Below are 24,429 nucleotides of genomic sequence, written 5' to 3'. Positions count from 1 at the left end.
AGCCCAAAAGACTGTAAAAAGGGGTTTGGAGAATCAATCATTCATCAATCCTCTCAGTCGCCCATTTGAAACGGGCAACAATCACTTGCCCTCATAACCAAGCTCCGCCAATCGCGCTGGCTTAGAGCGCCAATCAGGCACCACCTTCACAAACAATTCCAGGTAGACAGGGCCATCGATCAAGGTCTGCATCTGCAAGCGCGCTCCCTGACCAATGGTCTTCAACATCGAGCCTCCCTTGCCGATCAGAATCCCCTTCTGGCTCTTGCGTTCCACCAGCACGGTGGCCAACACAGCCGTCCTCCCCTGTCGACCAGACCGTCCATTGGCAACAGGCATCTCTTCAACCCGATCAATGCTTACCGCCACGCTATGGGGCACCTCCTCACGGGTATGCATCAGCACCTGCTCGCGAATCAGTTCAGCCAGCAGCACCCGCTCCGGCTGATCACACACCATCTCAGCTGGATAGAGCTGGGGGCCTAGTGGCAGCTGCCCCACTAAAGCTTCTACAAGCCCATTGCATCCCTCACCACTAATCGCACTGCAACGTATGAGCTGCCAAGCAGAGTCTGCCAACAGCTGCCGATAAGCCTCCTCCGCCGGGTCTTGTTGCTGCTCAGCAACAAGATCCCACTTATTAAGAGCAACTAACACCGGCAGATCCTGCTGGCGTAGAAGTTCCACGATAAAAGCATCACCACGACCGGGTGGTTCACAGCCCTCAAGCAGAAGCAACACCAGGTCAACCTCACCAATGGCTGCACGGGCGCTTTGCACCAGCCGTTCACCAAGCAAATGGTGAGGCTTGTGAATCCCAGGGGTGTCCACTAGCACCATCTGAGCCTCGGGGGTGGTGACGATGGCCCGCAGCCGATTGCGCGTGGTCTGCGCCACAGGAGAAGTAATCGCCACCTTCTCTCCCACTAACTGATTCACCAAGGTGGATTTGCCCACATTGGGCCTGCCAATCAAAGCGACAAAACCGGAACGATATCCCTCAGGGAGAGACTCCATGGCGTCAGGTGACATGACCTGGCTCAATGTGGCCCCATAGCCTGACTGAAAGCATGCATAACATCCATGAGCACCCCAGCGCCAAGCTTTGAACAAGCGATTGAAATCACCGCTCAGTGGCTGAGGCTATGGGAAGAGGGCGAACTCAGTGATGAAGTACTCGCCGACCGGGTCGCGGAATTGGTGGCCAGTCGTGATGGCGCCCGTGGATTCTTTGTGGTGAGCCTGGCAGGGGATTCCCCACTGATGGATCGCCTACCCGAAGCCCTGGTGATGCAATTAAGGGCTGCTGGAGAAGGTGTCGTTGACCTGACCGTGCGCAACCTAGCGATGAGCACGGCGATGGCCATGCACCATCAACGCGCAGGCGATATGGAACAGCAGGCTGGATCGAAGAGAGTGACATCCCGCTGCACTGAACTGCTGCGTCTGCTCGAACCTCAGTCCGTCAAAACAAGACTGGAACAACTACTTGAGGCTGTTAAGCACACTCGTGGGGAAGATGTCGCCTTCCTCAATCGCTGGGGTTATGACGACGAGCAGAAGGAAGCGATTACAGCCTCAATCGAGGCCATCGCAGAAACATGAACAGATCTCAACTGAATCAAGAAACAAAAAAAGCCCCGAATAGGCGGGGCTGAAGCAGTTTTCTTTCTGAGTTCAGTTACGTCGACCGCCACCTTGAATGGCAATGATTAGACGTAAAATGAAGATGAACAAATTGATGTAGGTGAGATACATCCCTAAAGCACCTGAAAGGTACTGATCATCCGTGTAGGTGCGAGGCATCGTGTAGAAGTCCACGAACGCCATACCTACAAAGAGCACCGTGCCAAAGCCGGCGATCATCAATTCAAAGGTGCCGATCGCGAAAACCTGCGGAGCAAAAATGCTGCCAATCAGTTGCACAACCATGGCGATGATCAGGCCGATCAGACCAAGACCAACCACACCTGAGAGGGCTTGACCGACGCTGTCGCTCATGCGCCTACCAACAACCGAGGCAATCGCAAAGGTGAGACCAGTCGCCAAAGCGGCGATACCGATAGAGGCCGCACCAGCAACGGCAACAGCCTGAAGAACCAAACCAGTGAGGGTGAAACCCGTCAACAGGCTGAAGGTGGCTAGAAGGGGAAGAGCGGTGGCGTTATTGCCTTTTTTTGCTGCATTCTGAGCAACAAAGAAAAGGATGAACCAAGGGATGATCGCAATCAGCGACAAGGGCTGGAACGCTTGCCAACCCATGGATTGAACAGTGGCGATCCCTCCCAACACTCCACCGGCGGTGAGCACCATGCCACCACCCACATAGGGCAGGGCCTTGTTAACGACATTGGGGCCAACCAAGGCGCTGGATTGCGCCTCGCGAATGGCCTCCTGGAAATTGCTGCTTGCCGGCATGGCTCACCAGATCACGTAACCCCTTTACTTTGCCATCAAAAAAAAAGTTTGCTGAGTTTGTTGAGTGCGGGTCTCCCTATCGTTGATCTCGGCGCGCATAAGCATCCACAACCCGTTGCACAAGCGGATGACGCACCACATCCGCAGAGGTGAGGCGACAGACAGCGACACCGTTGATATCAGCCAGCACCTCAGCAGCATCCACAAGGCCGCTGAGCTGGCCCGGTGGCAGATCCACCTGGGTGGTGTCACCCGTGACAACCATGCGCGAACGCTCCCCAAGCCGAGTAAGCACCATGCGCATCTGAGCCGGCGTTGTGTTCTGAGCCTCATCGAGGATCACAAAAGCCTCTTCCAAGGTGCGTCCTCGCATATAAGCGAGGGGGGCCACTTCTATCACCCCCTTCTCCAGCAATGTGGTGGTTTTCTCAGCTCCTAGTAGGGCGTGAAGAGCGTCATAAAGCGGACGCAGATAAGGATCCACTTTCTGCTGTAGGTCACCGGGCAGAAAGCCCAATCTTTCACCAGCCTCAACCGCTGGCCGAGTTAGCACCAGGCGCTCAACCTTTCGCTCACTAAGCATGCGCACTGCCAACACTGTGGCCAAAAAAGTTTTACCAGTTCCTGCAGGCCCAAGAGCGAAGGTGAGATCGTGGCGCTCCATCGCCTCGACATAAGCCTTCTGACGCAATGTCCTCGGCCGCAGCATGTTGCCTCGCTGACTGCGGGCCAACACCTGATCAGCCAATTCCGCATGAGCATCCCTACGACCGGTATCAAGAGCCGTGAGCGCCGCTTGTAAATCAACAGCTGAAACAGCCTGGCCTTCTTGCCACAGAGGTCTGATCAACTCAACAACTGCTGCGGCACGTTCCAATTGAGCAGGGCGGCCGCCGATCACAAGCTGAAGCCCCCTAATCACCAAAGAAGCCCCGGTCAAGGCCTGAAGGTGATGCAAGGTCTGTTCACCGTTGCCTGCAAGAGCTAGCGCAGCGTCAGTATCGGGAAGATCCAGAACGAAGTGACCCTCTGAGGTAACTCCGGCCATGCAACAACTCAGGCTTCTGTGTTGTCTGCAGGAGTTTCCTCAGCCTTTGCTTCTGCAGCTTGTTTGGCCACATTCTTTTCACCAGCCTTACGAGCTTTAGCCTGCTTAGCCTTACCAACAACCTCAGCAGGACGAACGGTCTTTTCGATCAGCCCGCCTTTCTCCAACAAAGATCGAACTGCATCAGTGGGCTGAGCTCCCTGACTAAGACGCAAACGCAGTGCCTCAGTGTCGAGCCGCGTTTCCTTCGTGCGAGGGTTGTAAAAGCCAAGCTCCTGCAAAGGGCGACCGTCACGACGAGAGGTGCTGTTACAGGCCACAAGGCGGAAACTCGCTTCCCGCTTCTTGCCAAACCGCTTCAGGCGGAGCTTGATCATCGTGGCCCTAAGTTCGAAAAGGTGGATGGTTCAGCGGTGTTTTACACACACGCCAAACAACAACCATAACCTGCGGCCAATTACAACTCTCCAAATCCCTTCTTCTTTTTCACCGGTCGCTGACGCCTGGGGGAACCACCACCGCGACCACCTGAAGCTGGCTCTGGCATGCCTGCGCCTCCCATGCCAGGCATGCCACCACCAGGCCCCCCCATACCGGGCAACCCACCACCCATTCCAGGCATTCCAGGCATTCCACCACCCTTACTCATCTGCTGCATAAAGCCACGCATTTTCTGAAAATCAGCCAAAACTTTGTCCACGTCAGCGGGGCTGTGGCCACTTCCACCAGCGATACGACGACGACGAGAAGGCTGTGAAGCAAGCAATTCAGGCTGATTGCGCTCATCAGCAGTCATCGAACCAATCATTGCCTCGATGCGCTTGAGCTGCTGCTCACCCTGTTTGAGCATGCCGTCATCCAGCTTGTTCATGCCCGGCATCATCTTGATCAAACCACCGAGAGAACCCATCCGTTTGATCAGTCGCATCTGTTGCAGGAAATCGGAGAAATCAAACGACGCTTCCTGCAGCTTCTTCTGCATCTTCTCAACATCAGCGAGCTCCACCTCCTTCTGAGCTTTCTCCACCAGGGTGAGCACATCGCCCATACCGAGAATGCGGCTGGCCATGCGTTCCGGATGAAAAGGCTGCAAAGCCTCAACTTTTTCTCCAGTACCTATGAACTTGATCGGCTGACCACTCACCTTGCGAATCGAAAGCGCAGCCCCACCGCGGGAATCACCATCCAGCTTGGTGAGAACAGATCCAGTGATACCAACCTTGTCGTGAAAGGCCCGAGTGAGTTCAGCCGCCTCCTGACCAATCATCGAATCCACCACCAAGAGCACTTCATCGGGCTCTACGGCAGAACGAATTCGCACCATTTCCTCCATCATCTCTGTATCGATCTGCAGCCGACCTGCCGTATCCACTAGCAAGGTGTCAAAACCTTCCTCACGAGCCTTGGCAAGTCCTGCTGCCGCGATCTCCTCAGGTTTGACATCGTCTCCGAGGCTGAACACATCCACTCCGATCTGCTCACCAAGGGTGCGAAGCTGATCAATGGCAGCCGGCCGATAGACATCAGCAGCCACCATCAGTGGCCGCTGACCCTGATCTTTGAGGTGAAGTCCAAGCTTCGCTGTTGCAGTGGTTTTGCCAGCCCCCTGCAATCCAGCCATCAGCACCACTGTTGGTGAATCTTCAGCCTCAGCCATGGGAGCGTTATCACCACCCATCACCTCCACCAGCTGCTGATGCACCACCTGAACAAACTTCTGATCAGGAGTCACACCTCGCACCACTTCGGCACCAACTGCCTTCTGCCGCACTTCGTCGACAAACTCGCGCACGACCTCAAGACTCACATCAGCCCCTAAAAGGGCACGTCGCACCTGCTTAAGAGCATCCTCAACATTGGTATCGCTGATCTTTGCCTGGCCTCTCAGCCCCTTAACTGCATCTTCAAAGCGGGCTGAAAGTTCTTCAAACATGGTGCCTACGTGCCAAGGGCTTTGATCTCATCGTAAAAAGCAATGGCTAGCCCTTAGGCAGAACAGTGATTATTTGCCGCTGATGTATTCATGCAGGCGCCAACGATCGGGATCACGACCAAGGATGTAAGTCACCGAGAGATCTTTTTGGGGCGTTTGGTCAACAACCTTGCCGGCAGCATCAACGCGTTGATCGCGATAGGTCACAACGGCATTCAGCTCAATACGCTGCGGCGTTCGACTCACCACCTCCACAGAGCTGATGCTGGCCACAACCTTCTGGGTCTGAGCTAAAGCAGCATCCCTGGAACGCTCTTGCGCCACGCGCTGCACCAATGGATCTCTTGCGACCTCAGGCAGTGCATCACTCTTGCCACCGGCAAGCACGACTGCCTTGTTGCTGAGCCAGACCTGAAGCAGGCCTTTGAGCTGTGCCTGATTCGGCTGCTCCAAAGTAAGCGGCTCAACCACAGCGCTGACAGGGACTTGAGGCATGAGGACCTCCTCTTGCAGTGTGGCTGTAGGAGGTGCTGTGACTTGAGGCTGATCAGCAGCCGTACTAACTGACGGACGAGGACGTTGGCCAAACAAACTGAAGCCTGCAAAGGCTGCAATCAGGGCCGCAAAGACAACAGAACCGATCAGCACCGGCCGCGTCGGACGTGGCAGATCTGCTAAACGATCAATCCATGCAATGCCATCGCTGGCAAACTCATCAGAGCTCTGGTCAGCTGCAGGTTGACCAACATCAGGCCCACCAATAGAGAGGGGCAAAATCCCATCGGGATCAAGAGGCGCCCAAGGGAAGGGTTGCTTCACAGACGATCCTGAGAAGGCCTTACCTAAAGACGAAGCACGATTTTCGCTGCGTTCCAGGCGCTCCACATAGGCCTGAACATCCCGATCAGCAAACCAAGCCTCTAGATCAACGGCCTCAGCATCCACATCCCTATAACCGGGAAGCACGTCCCCTCGCAGCCAAGAGCGGCAGTACTCACAAAAAGCAGCCAATTCATCGCCAGGGTGGCTGTTAAGACAGTCCTTCACTCGAGGATCTGTACTGCGCAGAAAGCGCTCCTGAGCGCGGCCCACATCTCCAAGCAAGAGGTCCAAGCAACCCAGCATCGGCAACGGGTCGCATCCATCCAGTTCAAGACTCTCTAAGTGCTGCCGAGCTTCCTGCACCCGTTCAGGCTTCCGACGCGAAAATCCAACAGCAGCAAGAGCCAGCCCACCAAGGAAACCCGCATCTGCTGATCCGGCTTGCTGCCAGCGCAGGAAAAGATCAACCTGTTCCTGAACAGTCAAAAACTTTCTTATCTGCTTGAAGAAGTTGTCAAATTCGGACTGATCAAGACCACCAGGTGCAGGCGATGGGGCCGTTCCCTCAAGGCCTCCTCTCTGGCTCACAAAGTTGTCAAGTAGGCGCAGTCCTTCCTGGTGAGAAACCTGATCACCAAGATCCCGACTCAATAAGTCGAGGATGCGATAGGGCAGAAGGGCATCTAAATCGTTCTCAAGCTTGTGGCACTCTTCGGAGAGCTTGCCCATCCGCTGCAGCAACTGGATCCCGTCATGCAGAAGAGACGCTGCTGCTTCATAACGCCGTTGTTCCTGTTCCTCAGCGGCTGCAGCCCGACAGGCCAGTGCCAACAACAAAGCGAGGTCAGCTTCTCGTTCGCTACCTAGCGTCGGGGACTGGGGCGGTTGCAATCCCTGACAGGCGAGATGAAAAACCTCATGAGAAGAATTCGCTTCAAACAGCAAGATCAGCCCTGCCACCTCTCTACTAGGTGACACATCAAGACCGGCGGTCTCGCCTGGATGATCACGACTGAGCTCCAACAAGGCAGTCTCATAGGCCTGACGCCGTGGCGGATCTGTCAGCAAATCTGCTGAAAGCCGCAACAATTCTGCCCGCTGAATTAAGACCTCATGGGTGAAACCTTGGTCAGGGCAGCGATCCAACCTCAACTCCAAGGCCCGCAAAATCGCCTCACTGTCTGCCGAAGGACTGACACCCAGCAAGCGGAAATGATCAATTGGCAGGTCCACCAGCTGCGCAGCGATTGGCCTAAAACTCTAGACATTGGAAGGGATTTTGCCCATTCCTAATCAACGGACCATTACAGTCGTGAGTCGAATGACGGTCGTCTGTCATGAGCCAGAAAACCTCCGTGAGCTCAGGCCAAACCACGGCAAAACCCCTGGCAGCCGGCCGCCATGGCGAGAGAATCTCCACGCTAATCAGCTCCAAACGCGCCAAGGTTGATCGTCAGGTCGGCCTAGAACTCTTCCGAGACATGACCCTTGGGCGACGCTTCGAGGACAAATGTGCCGAGATGTACTACCGGGGGAAAATGTTTGGCTTCGTTCACCTCTACAACGGCCAAGAAGCCGTTAGCACAGGTGTGATCGGTGCAATGAAACGCCAGCACGATTGGTTTTGCAGTACCTATCGCGATCACGTTCATGCCCTTAGCGCCGGTGTACCCGCCCGCGAAGTCATGAGTGAGCTCTTCGGCAAGGAAACCGGCTGTAGCAAAGGTCGTGGGGGCTCCATGCACCTCTTTTCGCAAGAGCATCACCTCCTAGGAGGATTTGCCTTCATCGGCGAAGGGATTCCCATCGCCATGGGGGCAGCCTTCACCAGTCGCTATAAGCGGGATGCCCTGGGTGATGCCAGCAGCAATGCTGTAACAGCAGCTTTTTTCGGTGACGGCACCTGCAACAACGGCCAGTTCTTTGAGTGCCTCAACATGGCGCAGCTTTGGCAGCTGCCAATCCTGTTCGTTGTCGAGAACAACAAATGGGCCATTGGCATGGCCCATGAGCGAGCCACCAGTGAACCGGAAATCTGGCAAAAAGCTGCTGCCTTCGGGATGGCTGGCGAAGAGGTTGACGGCATGGATGTTCTCGCCGTAAGAGCTGCCACTCAGAGAGCAATAAAAAGAGCCAGGGCTGGTGAAGGTCCCACCCTGCTGGAGTGCCTCACCTATCGATTCCGTGGCCATTCTCTTGCTGATCCAGATGAACTACGCGCCGAAGAGGAAAAGCAATTCTGGGCAAAACGAGATCCCCTAAAGGCTCTTGAGAAGGATCTCACCTCTGAATCTTTGGTGAGTGCTGAAGAGCTACGCGCTATTGAAAAAGAGATCGATGCAGAAGTAAATGACTGCGTGGAGTTTGCCCTTGCCGCAGCCGAACCAAACCCCAAAGAACTCACTCGCTACATCTGGGCTGAAGATTGATAGCCCTCTTGAGCACTAAGTACTGAAAGCAAGCAAAGCCAACAAGATAAGGAAGGCAGTTTCAGATCCCGTTGGGCACCCTACGCGTGAGGTTACGCAGCTTGCGCAAGGCCTTTAATTCAACTTGACGAACACGCTCACGCGAGACTTCCATCAAGCGACCAATCTCAGCCAAGGTGTGGCGATCATGGGTTTCAAGACCAAAACGGAGCTTAAGGACATGCTGCTCCTGCTCACTGAGATGGCTGAGCCAACGCCCGAGCTGCTCATGATGAATACGCTGCTCCACCTTGTCGAGAGGTTCCCCAAGAGAGGAATCAGCGATCAGATCACCAAGAAAACTTCGTCCTTCTTCGCCATTCACTGGCGCATCCAAACTGCTGGTTGTTAGCGCCTGACGCAGTAAAGAATCGAGTTCATCAACAGGGATATCCATTGCTTCAGCGATCTCGGAGCGACTGGGCATTGCTCCAAGCTTGTGAGCCAAATCCAGAGAAACCTTTCGAATTGTGGTCAGCCTTTCACTGAGATGTACAGGAAGGCGAATCGTGCGCGACTGGCACGCAATCGCACGTGTCATGCTCTGACGAATCCACCAAAACGCATAGGTCGAAAACTTATAGCCACGGGTTGGATCAAACTTTTCAACAGCACGCTCTAAACCAAGTGAACCCTCCTGAATGAGATCGAGGAGTTCCAGTCCTTTGCCTTGATATTTCTTGGCAACACTCACAACAAGACGAAGATTGGCCTTCATCATGCGTTCTTTGGCACGACGACCAATGCGAATCATCCGACGCTGATGTGTCGTAAACTCCTTATCATCAGGCGCAAGTGAGCCGTCTTGAGTGAGACTCATCATCGTCTGAACTTGATTGCCAAGTTCAATCTCCTCAGCAGGGGTAAGAAGAGGTATACGCCCAATCGTTGTGAGATACCAGCTGACAGGATCAGAACTTCTACGCCTCTGTGTTTCTGCTGATTTAGGCGCTGCTGAAACCATTTCAACGGCTCCTGATTTATTTGGAAGGAAATCTTCCTACAAATTTCAGCAAAACCCTGCAGCTTTAAAAAAGCTTTCGGATTCATGCAGGGAAATCGAGATAATTAGGTATTTATCGTTTGCATTCATACCCTTTGAAGTGCCCTTGATCACATTCATTTGATTGCAAGCTAATCGTGAGTTCTGCAAGGGACTGAGCGATAGACCTTGCTGAGCTGCCTTGACGGCATCGACGTGCAGCCTCTGCATGAAGCAACGCCACTACGGCCAAAGACTCACCCTGGCAATGGCAAGCCTGAGCCTTAGCAGCATCCATAGATCCCAAGCCAGCTGCATAACCAGCCAACAGATCCCCGAGCCCAGTACGAGCAACCCAACTTGCTGTCTCTGCTAGCTGCCAGGCGGCACCAGATGGATCCGCAACCACACTGTGTGCTCCCTTGAGCAGCACAGCTGCTCCACTAAGCCGGGATGCTTCCAAAGCCGCATCAAGAGGTTGCCGAGCTTTGAGCTGCGGAAACAATCTGCTGAACTCACCAGCATGGGGAGTAAGCCAGGTATGCCCTTGGCGCTGCTGTAACCATTGCCATCCATCAGTAGCCAGCGCCAATCGATTCAGACCATCAGCATCCAAAACCAACAAGCCTGCAAAGCGCTGCAACGGTTCTGCCAGAACTGACCAAGGTTCTCCACCTCGACCTAAGCCTGGCCCAATCAACACGACATCGAAACGGCTGAGATCATGACTCGCCAACCAAGGAGCAACGGCCATGCCACCTGCCGCAGAACTCTCAAGCGCGGCCGCCAAAACAACTTCAGGCGCCACTTGCCAAAGCTGATCGGCTACTGCAACAGGCACAGCGGCTTGAATGCTGCCTGCACCGCTAGCAATAGCACCCTGAATTGCCAGGAAAGCCGCCCCAGGGTAATCATCACTACCAGCAATCACCAACACCCGCCCTCGTTCATATTTCATCGCGCCTGCTGCTGGATGCTGCCAGGCAAGGGTGGCCACATCCGCAGAACAGAGCCGCCGAGGTTGCGACTGTGGTAACTGCTTCAACAAGGTCTCCGGCACGCCCATATCAACCCGCACCAGGCGGCCAACATGATCGATCGCCGCATCCTGAATAAGGCCTTGCTTGAGCAACCCCACAGTGAGCGTCGTCATCGCCACGGCAGCGCCGCCTGGGAAAGGGATGCCGGAATCTGAACACAGCCCTGCAGGCACATCCAAACTCACCAACTTGCCTGGCTGGCAGCGCTGACGCGCCTGCAACAACGTTGCCAACGCTTCAGGGAGTGGGCGGGATTGTCCCAGTCCAAACAGAGCCTCTATCCAAACAGGCTCACCAGCAACATCAGGAGCGTGATCTAGTTGCTGAATGCCAAGCGATTTAACGTAAGTCCAATGCTGGGCCGTTAATGGTTGACGGATCTGCAAAGGTGCCCAGAGCTGGACCTTCACCCCTGCAAGATGCAACTCCCTGGCCACCACCAATCCATCACCACCGTTATGGCCAGGGCCCACCAACACCACCACACCATCTGCCAACAACTCAGGGTGTTGGCGAAACCAAGCCGCCATCGCCTGGCCTACTTGTTCCATCAAAGCAGCCACCGGCAAGCCGTTGGCAAACATCTCCTCCTCGAGAGCTGCCATCTGCGCAGCAGTAACCAAAAGATGATCAGCGTTCGATGGTGGCCAGGACAAAACTGGAGCGCATGGGACCTCACTATGAAGACATCATTGCGGTAACGCCTATGCAGCCGCCAATCCCAGCCCCCCTTAAGCATGTGTCTCGAACACCAGCCACACCAGCAGTTGCAAAAGCCCTGACACGTTTGCAGTGTTGGCCAGGCGAGCAGAGGGTGGCGGTAGGTCTCTCTGGCGGTGTTGATAGTTCCCTCAGCGCCGCCCTACTCGTGGAAGCGGGCTGGCAGGTGGAAGGTCTCACTCTCTGGCTGATGAGTGGCAAGGGCGCATGCTGCAGCGATGGACTTATCGATGCCGCCGGCATCTGTGAGCAACTCAAAATCCCTCATCATGTTGTGGATTCACGCGCCACATTCCAAGCAGAAATCGTCGACCAACTCGTACAGGGCTATCAACAAGGGGTGACACCGTTACCTTGCTCACGCTGCAATCGCTCGGTGAAATTTGCGGCAATGCTCAGCTGGGCTGAAAAAGAACGCCAGTTACACCGCGTTGCCACAGGGCACTATGCCCGTATTCGCCATCGCGAGGATCCAGAACCTCAACAAGCCTTACCTGGGGATTCCATTGGACGGCACCAGCTTTTACGTGGTCTCGATCAGAACAAAGATCAGAGTTACTTCCTCTATGACCTTTCTCAAGATGTGTTGGCAAAGGTGATCTTTCCCCTAGGGGAGCTCACCAAAACAGAGACCAGACAAGAAGCAGAGCGTTACGGCCTACGCACAGCCAAGAAAGCAGAAAGTCAGGATCTTTGCCTTGCTGATCACTACGGCTCAATGAAAGCCTTCCTTGACAATTACCTACCTGCCAGACAAGGCGAGATTGTGCTGCAAGACGGCAAAGTCGTGGGTGAACACGATGGAATCGAACATTTCACCATTGGCCAACGCAAAGGCCTTGGTGTGGCCTGGCGAGAGCCTCTGCACGTGGTGCAACTAGACGCGGCAGCAAATCGCGTCATCGTTGCCCCTCGAGCAGAGGCGGGGCGCGACAGCTGCGTTGTGGGTGCAGTGAACTGGATTTCGATAGCACCGCCAAGCAGCGCCATCAATGTGGAGGTGCAAGTGCGTTACAGAAGCGGACCCGTTGCCGCCCAGCTCACCCCTATCGAAGCCACAGCAGATGACATTGCTGCCGACCGTCCTCACCGCTGCAGACTGACCTTTAAAGAAGAGCAATTCTCAATCACACCTGGCCAGGCTGCAGTGTTTTATGCCGCTGACGCAGTCCTCGGCGGTGGACTGATCCAGCAGATCAACACAGCATCAATCTGATCAGCTAGGAGCGAACACGCGACCAGCCCAGCCCAACCACTGCAAAGAGCATCAAGCCAATTAAAGGTGCTTCACGCCAGCGGGTGTAACCGCTGATGCCTTGATGGAGATGCAAATCCGCCAGGCCAACCCCCTCCGTAAAAGGAGCCAGCAGTTGCTGCTGCTTGCCTGTCGCCAAAACCAAAGCAGAGGGGCCTGTGTTCGCAACGCTGAGTAGATCACGGGCGGTTTCGATGCTGCGCAGCTGTGCCAAAGCAATGAACTGCCGCTGCAAGGCCAAGGGATAGGGATCAAGATTGGCTACCGTCAACAACCATTGCGCTCCATCAGCGACCGCCTGGGCTAAAGCAGCCCCATCACTGAGCTCGTAACAAATGGCCACGGCAGCGGTAGGACCTGGCCACTGCAACAAGCGCGAAGCAGCACCAGGTTGAAGACCACCAACAGCTGATAAGCCACGAAAAACACCACCAGGCAAAGCCGGTAGCCATTCCCCCAGCGGCACCAAACGGTGTTTATCAATGAATGCGGAAGCCTGCCTTACGCCGCGATCTACCACCAACAAAGCACTGCGTTGCTGACCGCGCAGCCAGCGAAAACCACCGCTAAGCAGTGGAAGCGGAGCCGGCCTGAGCAACACCTCATCAGGGGGGAGAAGGCCTTCTGGAGCCACCAACCAGGCAGCATCAAGCTCCTCAGCTCGATCGAGAGCGTTTTGAAGAGCCTCGGGAAGGCGACGTTGCTGCGCCTCAGAAAACTTGCTGCGCGTAGGGATAGCGGGCTGCCAAGCCGCAACCGAAATGGGTGCTGATGCATCTGATGAACGCAACAAACTCCAGCCAAAACCATGGGCCAAGAGCAAACACAGAAGCCCCACCAGCAAAGAACGACGCCAACCCACTCCACGACGCCAGGCCAGCGCCATACGCCATAACCACCAACCGATCAGCAACTGAAGCGTGGCTAAACCTCCAGCCCCAAACCAGCGGGCCAAACCAGCCAAGGCTCGATCACCGGGCATAAGGCTGCCGCCAACGCCAATCCAAAACAAGGGTGAACGGGCCAACAGAACTTCCGCTAGCCCCCAGATCGATGCCATCAGCAGGGCATGAAACACCTGAGCGCGGATGCCTGCTTCTCGCGTTGTCAGATGAGCAATCCAGATTGCCAGGCAAGCCCAAAGCCCCACAAGCAATGCTGCAGCTGCGCCGCAAAACAACCAAATTGATGCGGCGATAGGAAAACTCAGCGGTGCAGGCACGCCAACCCAAGTGAGTGGATGCAACGCCAACAACCAGCGATGGCTGAGCAGCACAGCCACCAAACCCCAAAGAGAGGCTGCAACTGGAAAGCGACACGCCGACCAAAGCAAGGCCAGGGCCGGTGCCATCCAAAGCAGCCCCCCCTGGGCAAGAGCAATCCCTGCCAAGACACCACCAACCGCCCCCTGCAACAGCGCTAGGGATCGGTCATTGCCCATGGTCAACACCAAACACCAAAGCCATCTTGACGCGATCGGAGAACGTCCAAAAGCTGCGATGGATTAAGCCAAGCCCATTTAGCAACTCTTGCTAAATGGGCTTGCCACCACTGGCGATATTTCTTATTGACTCAACAATATCGCCAAGGAGGCAGAGTCAAGCTGCAGTCAGGCTCCCTGGTACAAATGGAATCAGAAACGGTGATCTTCCGTTGCAGTCATGAGGGTTACTTAAGGGGATAATGACATTATTTAGAGATGAGAAGTTGATGATTTGTACTGGCGCGTAACTATAATCATATAGACTGACCGGATCCACGTAATCTTGAACATTAAAGATACAGGAAGCTGCCAGTTATCGATAATCTTTCTAAGAGATTTATAGTATTTGCAGACAAAAGAAAATCCCCTGCAAGTGCAAGGGATTGGCTAATATATTCTTGAATTGAAGATCGCAGAATGGGGATTACCTAATAGACACGAATAGAGAGATTAAGTTACTCCCAGTATCTACCGCCTATATACATCCCAAGGCCAGCGACATATCGCTCCACCCGACCACCATCTGGGACCAGAGGGATTTACTGGAAGCCGGCCACCAGAAACATCAGATAGTTCTTCAGTAGTCAGCTCTTGGTCAAGCAGTTCACTGTTGTGGCAGTCAGGGCTGAGATTCGCCATGGTTTTAAGGTTGATTGGATGTTTAAGACCGACGGCTTGATTGCCTTCGATGCAAATACCATCACATTTACAAGCTTTCTAAGCATTGATCTAAAGCAAGCACTGCTGTGAGAAAACCCAAAAAGTCTGTGATCCGAAATACTGAGCAAGATGAATAGTTCAGGCATTGTTGAGACATCGGGAAACAAAATCTCGATACTCACAAGACGATTGACTTTTACCATGACTAATTCAACTTCTTCTCTCACAAGCGAAATTATTGATGAAGAGATTTCTCTTGATCAACTACAGCATGTTTCTGGTGGCCTCGGTCCTCTTGCAGTTATAGTCGCAGTTAAACTCGGCGGCGCTGCTGTCGCTGCTGTCGCTGCAGTTGGCGGTGGAGCTGCATACGGAGTATCAAAACTACTCAAGTAAAATGAATAGTTCTACTTGTTTTTAAATTAACATCAAATTCACTACTTAACCATGACAACCAAGTAAGACCATCAACTGAAAGTTGCTCAGTTATCGCTTTGTTCTGGCGGTGTAAAAGAGGGTGGATGAATTAAATTCCCAAAATGGGAAGAATTCAATAAGCCCTGCCTGCCTATTGCAACTAGATATCCTAATTGGTGAGATTACGAACCAATAGGATCCGTTCAAAATGCAGAGTGTAACAACTAGCCGCTTCGTATTAGATACAGCCCCGAAAACCTACGGGGCTTTTTATTGCGAGCATGAAACCAATGACAAATCATTTATTACAGAGACGTAAAACTATCGGCAAAGATGACTAATAAAGGAATGAATGAATAATGAAGCTAACAACGAGTACAGCTGAGAAGATTTCCAGAGCAGAGTTAAGCTATTGAATCAATGTTTTACTTCACCAAGTCATGCTTGATGGTGTCCAGCAGAAAAGTCCATTTCCTTCGACCCGGACGATTGGCTAGCTGCACCAATAGCCTCAACAATGAATCTCACCAAGCCAATAACAACGTCCTTGGAGTTGGGATGCAAGGCTGAAGCAAATACCACAACTCTTAGATGGATCTGAAACAAAAGAAAACATGGCACAGATCAACCACTATTAAAGTTTACTTCTATCGTCAATTTTTGCTGGGTCCTCAGTCACATCAAGAGATCAATTTTATATCTATGTCTTCAAGAAGGGGTAAACCTTAGATGCCTAAATCAACCACATGCTTCTGCCCTACTGGAAGCCATATTCAAGTGCCTGCGTGGTAAAAAAAATTCCTGAGCCAATCCAATCAATGCCTCTCAAGCTTGAACGTAAACGCGGCAAGATTTTTCTAGGGTTTCGACTTAGCTAGCCAGAAAGACTTCGATGAACTGCTCTGCAGGGTCAACTAGCTGGAGCAGCAGCGAAGGCAACTGAAACAGCAGACATGACTCAAGCGCAGCCGAAAGCTGCAACTGCTGCCAGAATCATGTTGATTGATCAATGAGATTCAGTGCGCGACATCTTCATCAGTGCAGCCGTCTTTGTGGTGTGCGTGGTTGTGGCCTTTGTCAGCCAGATCGTGTCACCCTCAGTTGTGGTCGCCGACAGCAATGTGAATGCCGTTCAGACAGAGGTGCGAACTGGCGAGCCAGCTGCTTTGAGCATGGCAGTGCTTGAACTCGACCCCGACGATCCCAACCCAACACTGTTCAAGATGGCGATCAACGGCTCCAAGGCAGATGCTGCTGAAATCGATGCCGCGCAAGCCAATGCCTCAGCCCTTGGCGGCCCAATCGAAGCAGAACCATCCCAACTAACAGCCAGTGGTCTAAGCATCACGGACCTCAAGATCGGCGATGGCCCGGAGGCCACAGCAGGCCAAACCGTTTCCGTGAACTACCGCGGCACACTGGAAAACGGCCAGGAATTCGACAGCAGCTACAAACGTGGGCCGTTCGAGTTCCCCCTCGGTGCTGGACGAGTGATCAAAGGCTGGGATGAAGGCGTTGCTGGCATGAAGGTGGGCGGCAAGCGCAAGCTGGTCATCCCCCCAGAGCTTGGCTACGGAAGCCGCGGCGCAGGCCGTGTCATCCCTGGCAACGCCACGTTGATTTTCGAAGTCGAACTCCTGGGCATCAAATGATCTAAAGGCTGAATAGAAAATCAAATCAAAAGCAAACCCAATTAGCAATCAGCCTGGGTAGGCTCAGTTTGGCTTTCTCTACCTGCCAGATGTTGCGCTCGGCACTTTCTACACTTCACAGCAACCTGCCGGCCGCTTCGGTCCAGGCTCACTGTGATGGCCCTTGCGGCGTTTACGATCCCGCCTCGGCAAGAGTCTCAGCTGAAGCCGTCGTATCGATGACCAAAAAGCTGCTCGAACTGCAGCCTCCCTCAGGCAACGATCCGGCTGCTTGGGCGGCTTACAACAACACCTTCTCCCGTTTCGTCGCCATCAAGGAAGAACAAGCTCAGCAAACCAAAAACGAGCTGCTGATCCTCTGGACGGATTATTTCAAGCCAGAGCATCTGGCAACTTTCCCGAATCTGCATGACATCTTCTGGAAAGCGGCCAAGCTCTGCAGCGCCTGCAAGGTCAACATCGATCAATCCAAGGCAGATGAACTGATCAAAGCTGTGGAAGCCATTCACACGATGTTCTGGAAATCCAAGGGTCGCAATGACGCCTGGGTGAGAGCCAGTTAAGCCAACAAACATGATGCCAACAGCGAACTGGCGTTCGCTGTTCCTGCTGCTTTCAGGTCTTCGTCGCCACGCTCGTGTCGATGGAGACTCAATGAGCCCCAGCCTTGCCCCTGGCGACCTGGTGATCTTTCAACCGATCACCAGCGATGACAGGCGGCTCAAGGCAGGCTGCGTTGTGGTTGTCCGTCATCCATTGCAACCAGCAACCCTGCTGATCAAACGCCTGATTGCAATCAACAATTCCGGGCTGGAACTACGTGGTGACAACGAGCAAGCAAGCACAGACAGCCGGCATTTCGGTTTGGTGAATCGCGACAGCCTGCTTGGCATCGCTGAATGCGTATGGCGTGTTCCCTTCAGCGCATAAGAGCCCAGCAAATTAGGCAATCAAAGAAGCTGAGGGGATGTTTGCTGCAACCAAAAGAAGCCCGTGATGATCGATAGCCCACCTGTTGATCCAACCAGCAAGGGCAAGGCACGACGCCCCACACGCAATGTGGCTAAGGAAATCGCACCAACAACGGCAACCATCGCTGCGATGGAACCCAACAGATAAGCCGCCATATAGATCAAAGCCCCAAGAGGAGGCAAGGCCAGCGCGGGAATCACTGCAATTAGATGGCTGGCCCCAGCTAAGCCATGAAGGAGGCCAAGACTGCTTGCTGCATGAGCATGTCGCCCGTGCTGGTGTCGCCCACGCAGATGCAGGTGCACATGTTGATGGTCATGGGCGTGACCATAGTTTTGCTGATGCGTGTGCTGATGGGTGTGGATATCCAGGCCAAGAGCAGTACGAATTGCCATCGCTCCAACCACAAGCAACGCCACTCCCACGCAGAATTCGGCCCAGGAGGACATGCGCTCGATATGAACAAGGTCTTTCAAAACAATGGCAATGGTTGAAAGAACCAGAACACCTGTTGAATGGCCAATCCCCCAAGCAAGGCCACTGCGTAATGCCGTAGCGGGCTTACGTAATGCGCTCGGTGCGATGGCAACAAGATGATCAGCACCACCCACCACATGAAGGGCTCCCGCAGCGAAGCCCGTGAGGATGCTGATCAGCATGAAATCGAAACAGTCAAGAGGAAGTCTGACGGATTGAGGGTGGAATTGCGCTGATGCCACTGCTGAACAGATCAGGCGCAATAAGCATTGTGGGCAAACTCTGCTCATGCATGGGCCTTGAGCTGTTCATCGCGCAGAGAAGCAAGGAACTCAACACAACAGTCGCTTGCCTCTTGATCCGCAAATAAGCGCTGCGAACGCTCGTTAATCAGAGATCTCATCTGATTATCAAAGTCGTCGTCTGCAAGCAAGCGCAATGATTTCTCAACATGATCTGCACGTAAAGAGGCAATCAGCTCAGGCAACTCAAGAACATCGAGCATTGCCAATTTGTGTCGTCATCACATCAAGGCTGTTGAATCGAAACAACAGGACCACCCCCTGGAAAATCCCTGAAATAGTTAGAAGATGAGACACAGAAGGATGACACCTATGAGAAACAAACAGAATTAACGCAACAAGGAAGCAGCGAAAGATCTCGAGAAAACGCCAACCAAAACAAGGAACTTAAAGACACTCACCAAGACCTCAACCAAGCTCGTCTTGAGCTCAAAGAGCAACGGCTCATCCTTAACTCACCGCAAGCTCAGATCAACCTCTTAGTGTGGCAATACATCGCAACGATTCCTCAAATAAAAGAGAAAAAAAGTGATCAGCTGTTGCTCGTTCCTTCGTCTCCAATCATCAGCTGCTGTAAGCCAGCACAAACATCCGACTGACGCATCAGGGCTTCTCCTACCAACACAGCTTCAGCGCCTACTGCCTGAACCCTGTCCAAATCAGCGCGGTTAAACAAGCCCGATTCACTCACCAACAAGACACCCTGCTGCTGCAATCGAGTAGCGAATTGCTTGCTCAGTGTTTCAGTGGTTTCAAGATCTGTCTCAAAGGTGGTGAGGTCACGATTATTGATGCCAATCAGTGGGAAACCACCAAGGTTGAGAACCCGTTCAAGTTCCTCAGCATCATGCACTTCCACTAAGACAGTGAGTCCAAGACTGTTGGCCACCTTGCTCAAATACGTCAGATCCTGATCAGAGAGGATCGCCACAATCAACAAGGCAGCATCTGCACCTGCAGCACGCGCCTGATAAAGCTGATATGGCGTCAGGATGAAGTCCTTACATAGCAGTGGTAGTCCAACCGTCTGCCGCACCTCAACAAGCACCTCAAATCCACCCTGAAAGAAGCTCTTATCGGTCAGCACAGACAAGCAACTAGCACCACCTTCCGCATAGGCATTGGCGATCAAAACAGGGTCAAAGTCCGCACGGATCACACCTTGACTTGGGCTGGCCTTCTTCACTTCAGCAATCACTGCCGGAGCCACCGAAGCTTGACGCAAGGCAGCAATGAAATCTCGAGGGATGGGCAAGTCTGCGATCTGAGATTTAAGCGTCTCTAGAGGTACGCGCTGTCTTGCCGTCTCAACTTCACGGTCCTTTTCCCAAACAATCTTCTCAAGAATGTGGCGCGGCTCAGCATCGGCGTGGGGAATGGCGTACTGCAAATGCGCCACCTTGACACTTGGATTGGGCGGACGTCTGCGGATCTCCATCGGGTGATAGTGCAATTAAAAACAGTGAATCGCAGGGCTAAGACCTGCTTGAAAAACAGCGGCCTAGGAAGCACTGGCCGAGGCAACAACCGCCTTATCAAGCTGTTTGGCCGCCTGTTTATAGGCCACTTCCACCACTTCACTAAGGGTGGGATGGGTATGCACTTCAGTGGCCAATTGAACAACGCTCTGACGTCGTGCCACCGCATTGGCTACCTCCTGGATCAAATCAGCGGCATGCAATCCATAGATATGAGCACCAAGAACTTCACCATTGTCTTTGCGGAACAACAACTTCATCAATCCATCACTCTCCAGCTCTGCTAGTGCTTTGGAATTGGCCTTGAAATAGCTGCGCACACTCCCCAACTCAAACCCATCCTTGGCGGCAAGATCTTTGGCATCAGCTTCACTCAACCCCACTGAACTGATCTCCGGATGAGTGAAGGTTGCGGCTGGAATGCTGCGGTAATCAATCGTGCGGGAGTGTCCCTGGATGTTGTCGACAGCCAAAGTGCCCTGTGCTGCAGCTGTATGGGCCAACATCAGCTTGCCAGTGACATCCCCGACGGCCCAAAGATGAGGCAACGGCTTTCCGTTGACCAATACCCTCATGCTGTCGTCGATCGGCACAAAGCCGCGATTGGTCTCCACACCAACCGACTCAAGATTGAGCCCCTTGCTACTTGGCACCCGACCAGTAGCGACGAGCACCGCATCCACCTCCAAGCTATCCACCAGCTCACGGCTTTTCATCTCCGCCAATTCGATCCTTACCGGGCAGCCAGGAGTGACCTTGCTAGCCAGCAAACCAGCACGAGCATCGATGTCACGTCCTTCAATCAAATGCCGAGCTGCCATCTTGGTGATGTCGGGATCAAAGGTTGGCATGACCCGATCCAACGCCTCAATCATCGTGACTTCACAACCGAGAGCCGTATAAACATCGGCAAATTCAAGGCCGATATAACCACTGCCGATAATGGCAATCCAACGCGGCAGCCATTCCAAGTTCACGGCTTCATCACTGGTAAAAACCGTGCGTCCATCGGTTTCAATCCCAGGGGGCACGAATGGATCAGAGCCTGTGGCAAGGATCACATCCCTTGCGGTGAGTACCCGATCCACACCACTTTTTTCTCTCAAGCCAATTCGCTGGCTTCCCTCCAATCGTCCATGGCCCCGCAGGATCGTGACACCAGCCCGCTGCAACGTTTTGGTGAGGTTGCTGCGAATCGTGGCCACCAACTGGTTGGCATGGTCAGCAATCTTTTGGCGTTCAAAACGCACAGGTGCAGCATGAATGCCGAAACCAGATAGATGTTCAGCATCAGCCAGCTCACGCACCCTTCCACTGGCAGCGAGCAATGCCTTAGATGGCACACAGCCTCGATTCACGCAAGTGCCGCCCATATCACCTGATTCCACAATCGCCACCTTGAGACCATCATCAGCGGCATGCTTGGCGGCATCAAAACCGCCATAACCCGCACCGATCACGATCACATCGAAGTCGAAACTGGCTTCGCTCACCCGAACTACTGCGTGGAAGAGGTCATTGTGGCTCGTCGCCGCTCAAGCAGTAGTGGCACCGCCACCGCCGCCACGTTGAGCGACTCAACCGCAGCGCTATGCGGCAAGGTGACGCAATCAGTACAACACGCCTGCAGCCGCGGATGCAGGCCGGATCCCTCATTGCCTAGCACCAACACAGTCGGTTTTCTCCAGTCCAGCTGCCAATAAGGCAAACAAGAATGAGCTGCAGAAGAGCCCGGCACCATGGTGGCCACGACCTGTAAGCCGCGACTAGCAGCACATTCAAGTTGCTCAGCTAACTGCTCCACAGCCTCCTGCCCTGATGACCCGAAGCGCTGATGGGGCAACTGCAGGATGGCCCCCGCCGAAGCCCTCAGCACTTTTGGGCTAAGGGGATCCGCCCCAGACGCAAGCCAAACCGCCTCCACCTCTGCCGCCAAGGCTGTTCGCAGCAAGGTGCCAAGGTTGCCAGGATCCTGCAGTCGATCCAAAGCCAACACAAACTTGGCTTGATTAACAGCCTGCGGAAGAGAATCAAGGGGCACAAGGCTCGCGACACCATCTGGGCTGACTGTCGTCAACGAAGCCTCCAAAACACTTGGGGTAACCAGATGAATCAAGGTTTCTGCAGGCAAAGCCTGCACAAGATCCCCATGACGCTCCAGCCAAAAGTTGGTCGCCACAATCTCTTTAGGACGATGCGTGGTTCGCAACACTTCCTGGAGCAGGTGGGTTCCCTCAAGCAGCAGCAAAGACTGCCCTTGACGTCCTTCCCTGCTAGCGAGGAGTTTCAATCTCCGCACCAGAGGATTGCGGCGACTTGAAATCAATAGCGAGGAATGGGCTCCGATCTACAGAACCTCAGAATGTTGCTTGCTGACGCACTTTCAAACCTTCATTCAGGACAATCTGTTCGCCATCAATATCAAGCCCATTGACTGCTGCGATTTCACCCTTCAAGCCTTCAGCAGCAAGACTTTCAATCATCTTTTTGATGACTTGATCTTCCACAGTGGAACTGTCTAAATCATCAGGGGTTAGACGTTCAAGGAAACGACCCACTTTTGAAGCAACCAACTCAGAGGCATTGTTAATCTTGAGCACAATCATGGATGCAGCTTGAGGTCGATTACTCATTCAAGATAATGCGGATGGGGAGACTTGAACTCCCACACTATTGCTAGTACTAGTACCTGAAACTAGCGCGTCTACCAATTCCGCCACATCCGCTGGCGTGCGTCGCGCAAGCGACATCAAGACGATAAGACATCGACTGCCAGACAGCCTTATCTCAACCTGACAGTTTTGAACCAGTTTGAGGTCTGGACGTCTAGACTGTCTCACATGTAATTGTCAATATGTCTTCGTTCAAGAATAATTAACGGGACATGCCCGCAGCGGTATCCATATCTCAAGAGATTCTCAAGCCGCATCTGGAGATTCAAGGCGGACATACTCTTTCCAGAGAGCTGAAAGTCAGCGGAGCTAAGAATTCTGCCCTCGTGCTGATGACCTCAGCCCTTCTCAGCGAAGGCCCCCTTGAGCTGCACAATGTCCCCCAGCTCACAGATATACAGGGGATGGCAGACATCCTCGCCTCCTTGGGGGTACGTGTAAAACGGAGTCAGGAGACCGTTTGGCTGCAGGCTGATGACCTTCATCACGCCGAACCTCCCTACGATCTAGTCAATGGCCTTAGAGCTAGCTTTTTCTGCATCGGCCCACTGCTAGGACGACTCGGTCACGCCAAAGTCCCCCTGCCAGGTGGTTGCCGCATCGGAGCCCGGCCTGTTGTTGAGCACATCAGAGGGCTTAAAGCTCTTGGTGCCATGGTGAAAGTTGAGCATGGCGTTGTCACAGCTTCAGTACCAGGAACATCGCGGCGACTGAAAGGTGCTGCAATCGTGCTCGACTGCCCAAGTGTCGGTGCAACCGAGACCATTCTCATGGCAGCTGTGTTGGCGGAAGGCACTAGCACCATCGAAAACGCTGCCCAGGAACCTGAGGTTCAAGACCTGGCCAAAATGCTCAATGCCATGGGTGCTCGTGTAAGCGGTGCTGGTGGTCCAATCATCACCATCGAAGGCGTTGAACGTTTACACGGCTGCAACTATTCGGTGATACCTGATCGCATTGAAGCAGGGACCTTCCTGATCGCAGCGGCAATCACCCGCTCGATTGTTCGAGTGTCTCCAGTCATCCCTGAGCATCTCAATGCCGTGCTCCAGAAACTGAGAGATTGCGGCTGCACCCTTGAGATTGACAAGCAAGGAATCACGCTGATCCCTGGAGATCTTCATGGCGTTGACATCATCACCCAACCTTTCCCAGGCTTCCCAACGGACTTGCAGGCCCCCTTTATGGCCCTGTTAACCACAGCCAAAGGCACAAGCGTGGTGACAGAAAAGATCTACGAAAACCGCATGCAGCATGTCGCTGAGCTGCAACGAATGGGCGCTTCGATTCGTCTTCAAGGAAACACGGCTGTGGTCGAAGGCATCCCCCAACTCAGTGCTGCACCAGTCAGTGGGAACGACTTAAGAGCCGCAGCGGCGCTCGTGTTAGCAGGTCTTGCCGCACGCGGCATCAGTCAAGTTGATGGCCTCAACCACCTCGATCGAGGTTATGACGGGATTGAAACCAAATTGAATTCATCTGGAGCCCATATCCTTCGGCATCAGCCCTCAGGATGACCCTGGCATAACATCACCTCCACGGGAGCGTGGCGGAATTGGTAGACGCACTGGATTCAAAATCCAGCGCCTTCGGGCATGTGGGTTCAAGTCCCACCGCTCCCACTGCTGTG

24 protein-coding genes and 2 tRNA genes are annotated in these 24,429 nt (G+C 53.6%); 10 read left to right on the top strand and 16 right to left on the bottom strand.

Annotation, left to right across the window (positions count from 1 at the left end):
* Window positions 1–81: 81 nt before the first annotated feature.
* Window positions 82–1,113 (bottom strand): GTPase Era, encoded by a 1,032-nt coding sequence (era, locus tag SIB68_RS00905; RefSeq protein ID WP_074160267.1) that lies wholly within the window; start codon window positions 1,111–1,113, stop codon window positions 82–84.
* Here era and SIB68_RS00900 point away from each other — a divergent pair.
* Window positions 1,084–1,605: a hypothetical protein gene (locus tag SIB68_RS00900; protein ID WP_063399589.1), complete on the top strand. Its 522-nt coding sequence runs from the start codon at window positions 1,084–1,086 to the stop codon at window positions 1,603–1,605. The two genes, era and SIB68_RS00900, sit on opposite strands and share 30 nt — an antisense overlap.
* Window positions 1,606–1,677: 72 nt before the next feature.
* Here SIB68_RS00900 and SIB68_RS00895 read toward each other — a convergent pair whose 3' ends face one another.
* From SIB68_RS00895 to SIB68_RS00875, 5 genes are all read right to left on the bottom strand, one after another.
* On the bottom strand, window positions 1,678–2,418 hold the full coding sequence (locus SIB68_RS00895) for a Bax inhibitor-1 family protein (RefSeq protein WP_011129731.1): 741 nt from the start codon (window positions 2,416–2,418) through the stop codon (window positions 1,678–1,680).
* 76 nt (window positions 2,419–2,494) lie between these two features.
* Window positions 2,495–3,466, bottom strand: a complete 972-nt coding sequence (locus tag SIB68_RS00890) for a PhoH family protein (protein WP_063399590.1) — start codon at window positions 3,464–3,466, stop codon at window positions 2,495–2,497.
* Window positions 3,467–3,474: 8 nt separating this feature from the next.
* The gene (rpsP, locus tag SIB68_RS00885; RefSeq protein ID WP_063399591.1) at window positions 3,475–3,843 is read right to left on the bottom strand and encodes a 30S ribosomal protein S16; all 369 of its coding nucleotides are present in this window, start codon (window positions 3,841–3,843) and stop codon (window positions 3,475–3,477) included.
* An 80-nt stretch (window positions 3,844–3,923) separates the two neighbouring features.
* Entirely contained in the window at window positions 3,924–5,399 is a 1,476-nt protein-coding gene (gene ffh / locus SIB68_RS00880) for a signal recognition particle protein (RefSeq protein ID WP_063399592.1), read from the bottom strand.
* 69 nt (window positions 5,400–5,468) lie between these two features.
* Entirely contained in the window at window positions 5,469–7,454 is a 1,986-nt protein-coding gene (locus SIB68_RS00875; protein ID WP_063399593.1) for an ARC6/PARC6 family protein, read from the bottom strand.
* Between the two features lie 104 nt (window positions 7,455–7,558).
* Between SIB68_RS00875 and pdhA the strand changes: the two genes are divergently transcribed.
* A complete protein-coding gene (gene pdhA / locus SIB68_RS00870; RefSeq protein ID WP_063399594.1) occupies window positions 7,559–8,650 on the top strand; it encodes a pyruvate dehydrogenase (acetyl-transferring) E1 component subunit alpha in 1,092 nt (363 codons plus the stop codon).
* A 61-nt stretch (window positions 8,651–8,711) separates the two neighbouring features.
* Here pdhA and SIB68_RS00865 read toward each other — a convergent pair whose 3' ends face one another.
* Both SIB68_RS00865 and SIB68_RS00860 read right to left on the bottom strand, forming a co-directional pair.
* Window positions 8,712–9,653 carry an RpoD/SigA family RNA polymerase sigma factor gene (locus tag SIB68_RS00865; protein ID WP_063399595.1) on the bottom strand — a complete coding sequence of 314 codons (942 nt, stop codon included), beginning with the start codon at window positions 9,651–9,653 and terminating at the stop codon, window positions 8,712–8,714.
* A gap of 112 nt (window positions 9,654–9,765) precedes the next feature.
* Entirely contained in the window at window positions 9,766–11,367 is a 1,602-nt protein-coding gene (locus SIB68_RS00860; protein ID WP_063399596.1) for a bifunctional ADP-dependent NAD(P)H-hydrate dehydratase/NAD(P)H-hydrate epimerase, read from the bottom strand.
* 50 nt (window positions 11,368–11,417) lie between these two features.
* Between SIB68_RS00860 and mnmA the strand changes: the two genes are divergently transcribed.
* Window positions 11,418–12,647, top strand: coding sequence for a tRNA 2-thiouridine(34) synthase MnmA (gene mnmA, locus SIB68_RS00855; protein ID WP_236068878.1), 1,230 nt, complete (start codon window positions 11,418–11,420; stop codon window positions 12,645–12,647).
* A gap of 4 nt (window positions 12,648–12,651) precedes the next feature.
* On the opposite strand, the gene SIB68_RS00850 is transcribed toward mnmA, so the two are convergent.
* The gene (locus tag SIB68_RS00850) at window positions 12,652–14,127 is read right to left on the bottom strand and encodes an apolipoprotein N-acyltransferase (RefSeq protein ID WP_063399597.1); all 1,476 of its coding nucleotides are present in this window, start codon (window positions 14,125–14,127) and stop codon (window positions 12,652–12,654) included.
* Window positions 14,128–14,760: 633 nt separating this feature from the next.
* Here SIB68_RS00850 and SIB68_RS00845 point away from each other — a divergent pair.
* From SIB68_RS00845 to sodX, 5 genes are all read left to right on the top strand, one after another.
* Window positions 14,761–14,919 (top strand): hypothetical protein, encoded by a 159-nt coding sequence (locus SIB68_RS00845; protein ID WP_196757086.1) that lies wholly within the window; start codon window positions 14,761–14,763, stop codon window positions 14,917–14,919.
* A 111-nt stretch (window positions 14,920–15,030) separates the two neighbouring features.
* Window positions 15,031–15,225, top strand: coding sequence for a class IIb bacteriocin, lactobin A/cerein 7B family (locus tag SIB68_RS00840; protein WP_196757087.1), 195 nt, complete (start codon window positions 15,031–15,033; stop codon window positions 15,223–15,225).
* Between the two features lie 1,040 nt (window positions 15,226–16,265).
* On the top strand, window positions 16,266–16,898 hold the full coding sequence (locus tag SIB68_RS00835; protein ID WP_063399599.1) for an FKBP-type peptidyl-prolyl cis-trans isomerase: 633 nt from the start codon (window positions 16,266–16,268) through the stop codon (window positions 16,896–16,898).
* Window positions 16,899–16,987: 89 nt separating this feature from the next.
* Window positions 16,988–17,461 (top strand): superoxide dismutase, Ni, encoded by a 474-nt coding sequence (sodN, locus tag SIB68_RS00830; protein ID WP_063399600.1) that lies wholly within the window; start codon window positions 16,988–16,990, stop codon window positions 17,459–17,461.
* A gap of 10 nt (window positions 17,462–17,471) precedes the next feature.
* Complete coding sequence (gene sodX / locus SIB68_RS00825; RefSeq protein WP_063399601.1) at window positions 17,472–17,828, top strand: nickel-type superoxide dismutase maturation protease; 357 nt, start codon at window positions 17,472–17,474, stop codon at window positions 17,826–17,828.
* A 20-nt stretch (window positions 17,829–17,848) separates the two neighbouring features.
* Here sodX and SIB68_RS00820 read toward each other — a convergent pair whose 3' ends face one another.
* From SIB68_RS00820 to SIB68_RS00790, 7 genes are all read right to left on the bottom strand, one after another.
* Complete coding sequence (locus SIB68_RS00820; RefSeq protein WP_063399767.1) at window positions 17,849–18,529, bottom strand: hypothetical protein; 681 nt, start codon at window positions 18,527–18,529, stop codon at window positions 17,849–17,851.
* A 104-nt stretch (window positions 18,530–18,633) separates the two neighbouring features.
* The gene (locus SIB68_RS00815) at window positions 18,634–18,852 is read right to left on the bottom strand and encodes a hypothetical protein (protein ID WP_236068880.1); all 219 of its coding nucleotides are present in this window, start codon (window positions 18,850–18,852) and stop codon (window positions 18,634–18,636) included.
* Window positions 18,853–19,181: 329 nt separating this feature from the next.
* Window positions 19,182–20,087, bottom strand: a complete 906-nt coding sequence (gene trpC / locus SIB68_RS00810; protein WP_063399769.1) for an indole-3-glycerol phosphate synthase TrpC — start codon at window positions 20,085–20,087, stop codon at window positions 19,182–19,184.
* A 63-nt stretch (window positions 20,088–20,150) separates the two neighbouring features.
* Complete coding sequence (locus SIB68_RS00805; protein WP_063399603.1) at window positions 20,151–21,620, bottom strand: dihydrolipoyl dehydrogenase; 1,470 nt, start codon at window positions 21,618–21,620, stop codon at window positions 20,151–20,153.
* 5 nt (window positions 21,621–21,625) lie between these two features.
* Window positions 21,626–22,453, bottom strand: a complete 828-nt coding sequence (locus SIB68_RS00800; protein WP_063399604.1) for a TrmH family RNA methyltransferase — start codon at window positions 22,451–22,453, stop codon at window positions 21,626–21,628.
* A gap of 31 nt (window positions 22,454–22,484) precedes the next feature.
* Window positions 22,485–22,733 carry a hypothetical protein gene (locus tag SIB68_RS00795; RefSeq protein WP_063399605.1) on the bottom strand — a complete coding sequence of 83 codons (249 nt, stop codon included), beginning with the start codon at window positions 22,731–22,733 and terminating at the stop codon, window positions 22,485–22,487.
* Between the two features lie 36 nt (window positions 22,734–22,769).
* Window positions 22,770–22,853: transfer RNA gene (locus SIB68_RS00790), tRNA-Leu, on the bottom strand.
* Window positions 22,854–23,011: 158 nt separating this feature from the next.
* Here SIB68_RS00790 and murA point away from each other — a divergent pair.
* Together murA and SIB68_RS00780 are read left to right on the top strand one after the other, a co-directional pair.
* The gene (gene murA, locus SIB68_RS00785; RefSeq protein WP_063399606.1) at window positions 23,012–24,316 is read left to right on the top strand and encodes a UDP-N-acetylglucosamine 1-carboxyvinyltransferase; all 1,305 of its coding nucleotides are present in this window, start codon (window positions 23,012–23,014) and stop codon (window positions 24,314–24,316) included.
* Window positions 24,317–24,339: 23 nt separating this feature from the next.
* Window positions 24,340–24,421, top strand: a tRNA-Leu gene (locus tag SIB68_RS00780).
* The last annotated feature ends 8 nt before the right edge of the window (window positions 24,422–24,429 follow it).

Origin of the sequence: Prochlorococcus sp. MIT 1323, assembly GCF_047304905.1 — a bacterium.
GTDB classification, from domain to species: Bacteria; Cyanobacteriota; Cyanobacteriia; order PCC-6307; family Cyanobiaceae; genus Prochlorococcus; species Prochlorococcus marinus_D.
This window is presented reverse-complemented; position numbering and strand designations above follow the sequence as displayed.

What these genes read in the sequence shown, in the direction of transcription:
- SIB68_RS00900 (WP_063399589.1), top strand. Translation starts at nt 1,084, where the DNA reads ATGAGCACCCCAGCGCCAAGCTTTGAACAAGCGATTGAAATCACCGCT.
- SIB68_RS00895 (WP_011129731.1), bottom strand. Translation starts at nt 2,418, where the DNA reads ATGCCGGCAAGCAGCAATTTCCAGGAGGCCATTCGCGAGGCGCAATCC.
- SIB68_RS00890 (WP_063399590.1), bottom strand. Translation starts at nt 3,466, where the DNA reads ATGGCCGGAGTTACCTCAGAGGGTCACTTCGTTCTGGATCTTCCCGAT.
- rpsP (WP_063399591.1), bottom strand. Translation starts at nt 3,843, where the DNA reads ATGATCAAGCTCCGCCTGAAGCGGTTTGGCAAGAAGCGGGAAGCGAGT.
- ffh (WP_063399592.1), bottom strand. Translation starts at nt 5,399, where the DNA reads ATGTTTGAAGAACTTTCAGCCCGCTTTGAAGATGCAGTTAAGGGGCTG.
- pdhA (WP_063399594.1), top strand. Translation starts at nt 7,559, where the DNA reads ATGAGCCAGAAAACCTCCGTGAGCTCAGGCCAAACCACGGCAAAACCC.
- SIB68_RS00865 (WP_063399595.1), bottom strand. Translation starts at nt 9,653, where the DNA reads ATGGTTTCAGCAGCGCCTAAATCAGCAGAAACACAGAGGCGTAGAAGT.
- mnmA (WP_236068878.1), top strand. Translation starts at nt 11,418, where the DNA reads ATGCAGCCGCCAATCCCAGCCCCCCTTAAGCATGTGTCTCGAACACCA.
- SIB68_RS00850 (WP_063399597.1), bottom strand. Translation starts at nt 14,127, where the DNA reads ATGGGCAATGACCGATCCCTAGCGCTGTTGCAGGGGGCGGTTGGTGGT.
- SIB68_RS00840 (WP_196757087.1), top strand. Translation starts at nt 15,031, where the DNA reads ATGACTAATTCAACTTCTTCTCTCACAAGCGAAATTATTGATGAAGAG.
- sodN (WP_063399600.1), top strand. Translation starts at nt 16,988, where the DNA reads ATGTTGCGCTCGGCACTTTCTACACTTCACAGCAACCTGCCGGCCGCT.
- sodX (WP_063399601.1), top strand. Translation starts at nt 17,472, where the DNA reads ATGATGCCAACAGCGAACTGGCGTTCGCTGTTCCTGCTGCTTTCAGGT.
- SIB68_RS00820 (WP_063399767.1), bottom strand. Translation starts at nt 18,529, where the DNA reads ATGCTGATCAGCATCCTCACGGGCTTCGCTGCGGGAGCCCTTCATGTG.
- SIB68_RS00815 (WP_236068880.1), bottom strand. Translation starts at nt 18,852, where the DNA reads ATGCTCGATGTTCTTGAGTTGCCTGAGCTGATTGCCTCTTTACGTGCA.
- trpC (WP_063399769.1), bottom strand. Translation starts at nt 20,087, where the DNA reads ATGGAGATCCGCAGACGTCCGCCCAATCCAAGTGTCAAGGTGGCGCAT.
- SIB68_RS00795 (WP_063399605.1), bottom strand. Translation starts at nt 22,733, where the DNA reads ATGATTGTGCTCAAGATTAACAATGCCTCTGAGTTGGTTGCTTCAAAA.
- murA (WP_063399606.1), top strand. Translation starts at nt 23,012, where the DNA reads ATGCCCGCAGCGGTATCCATATCTCAAGAGATTCTCAAGCCGCATCTG.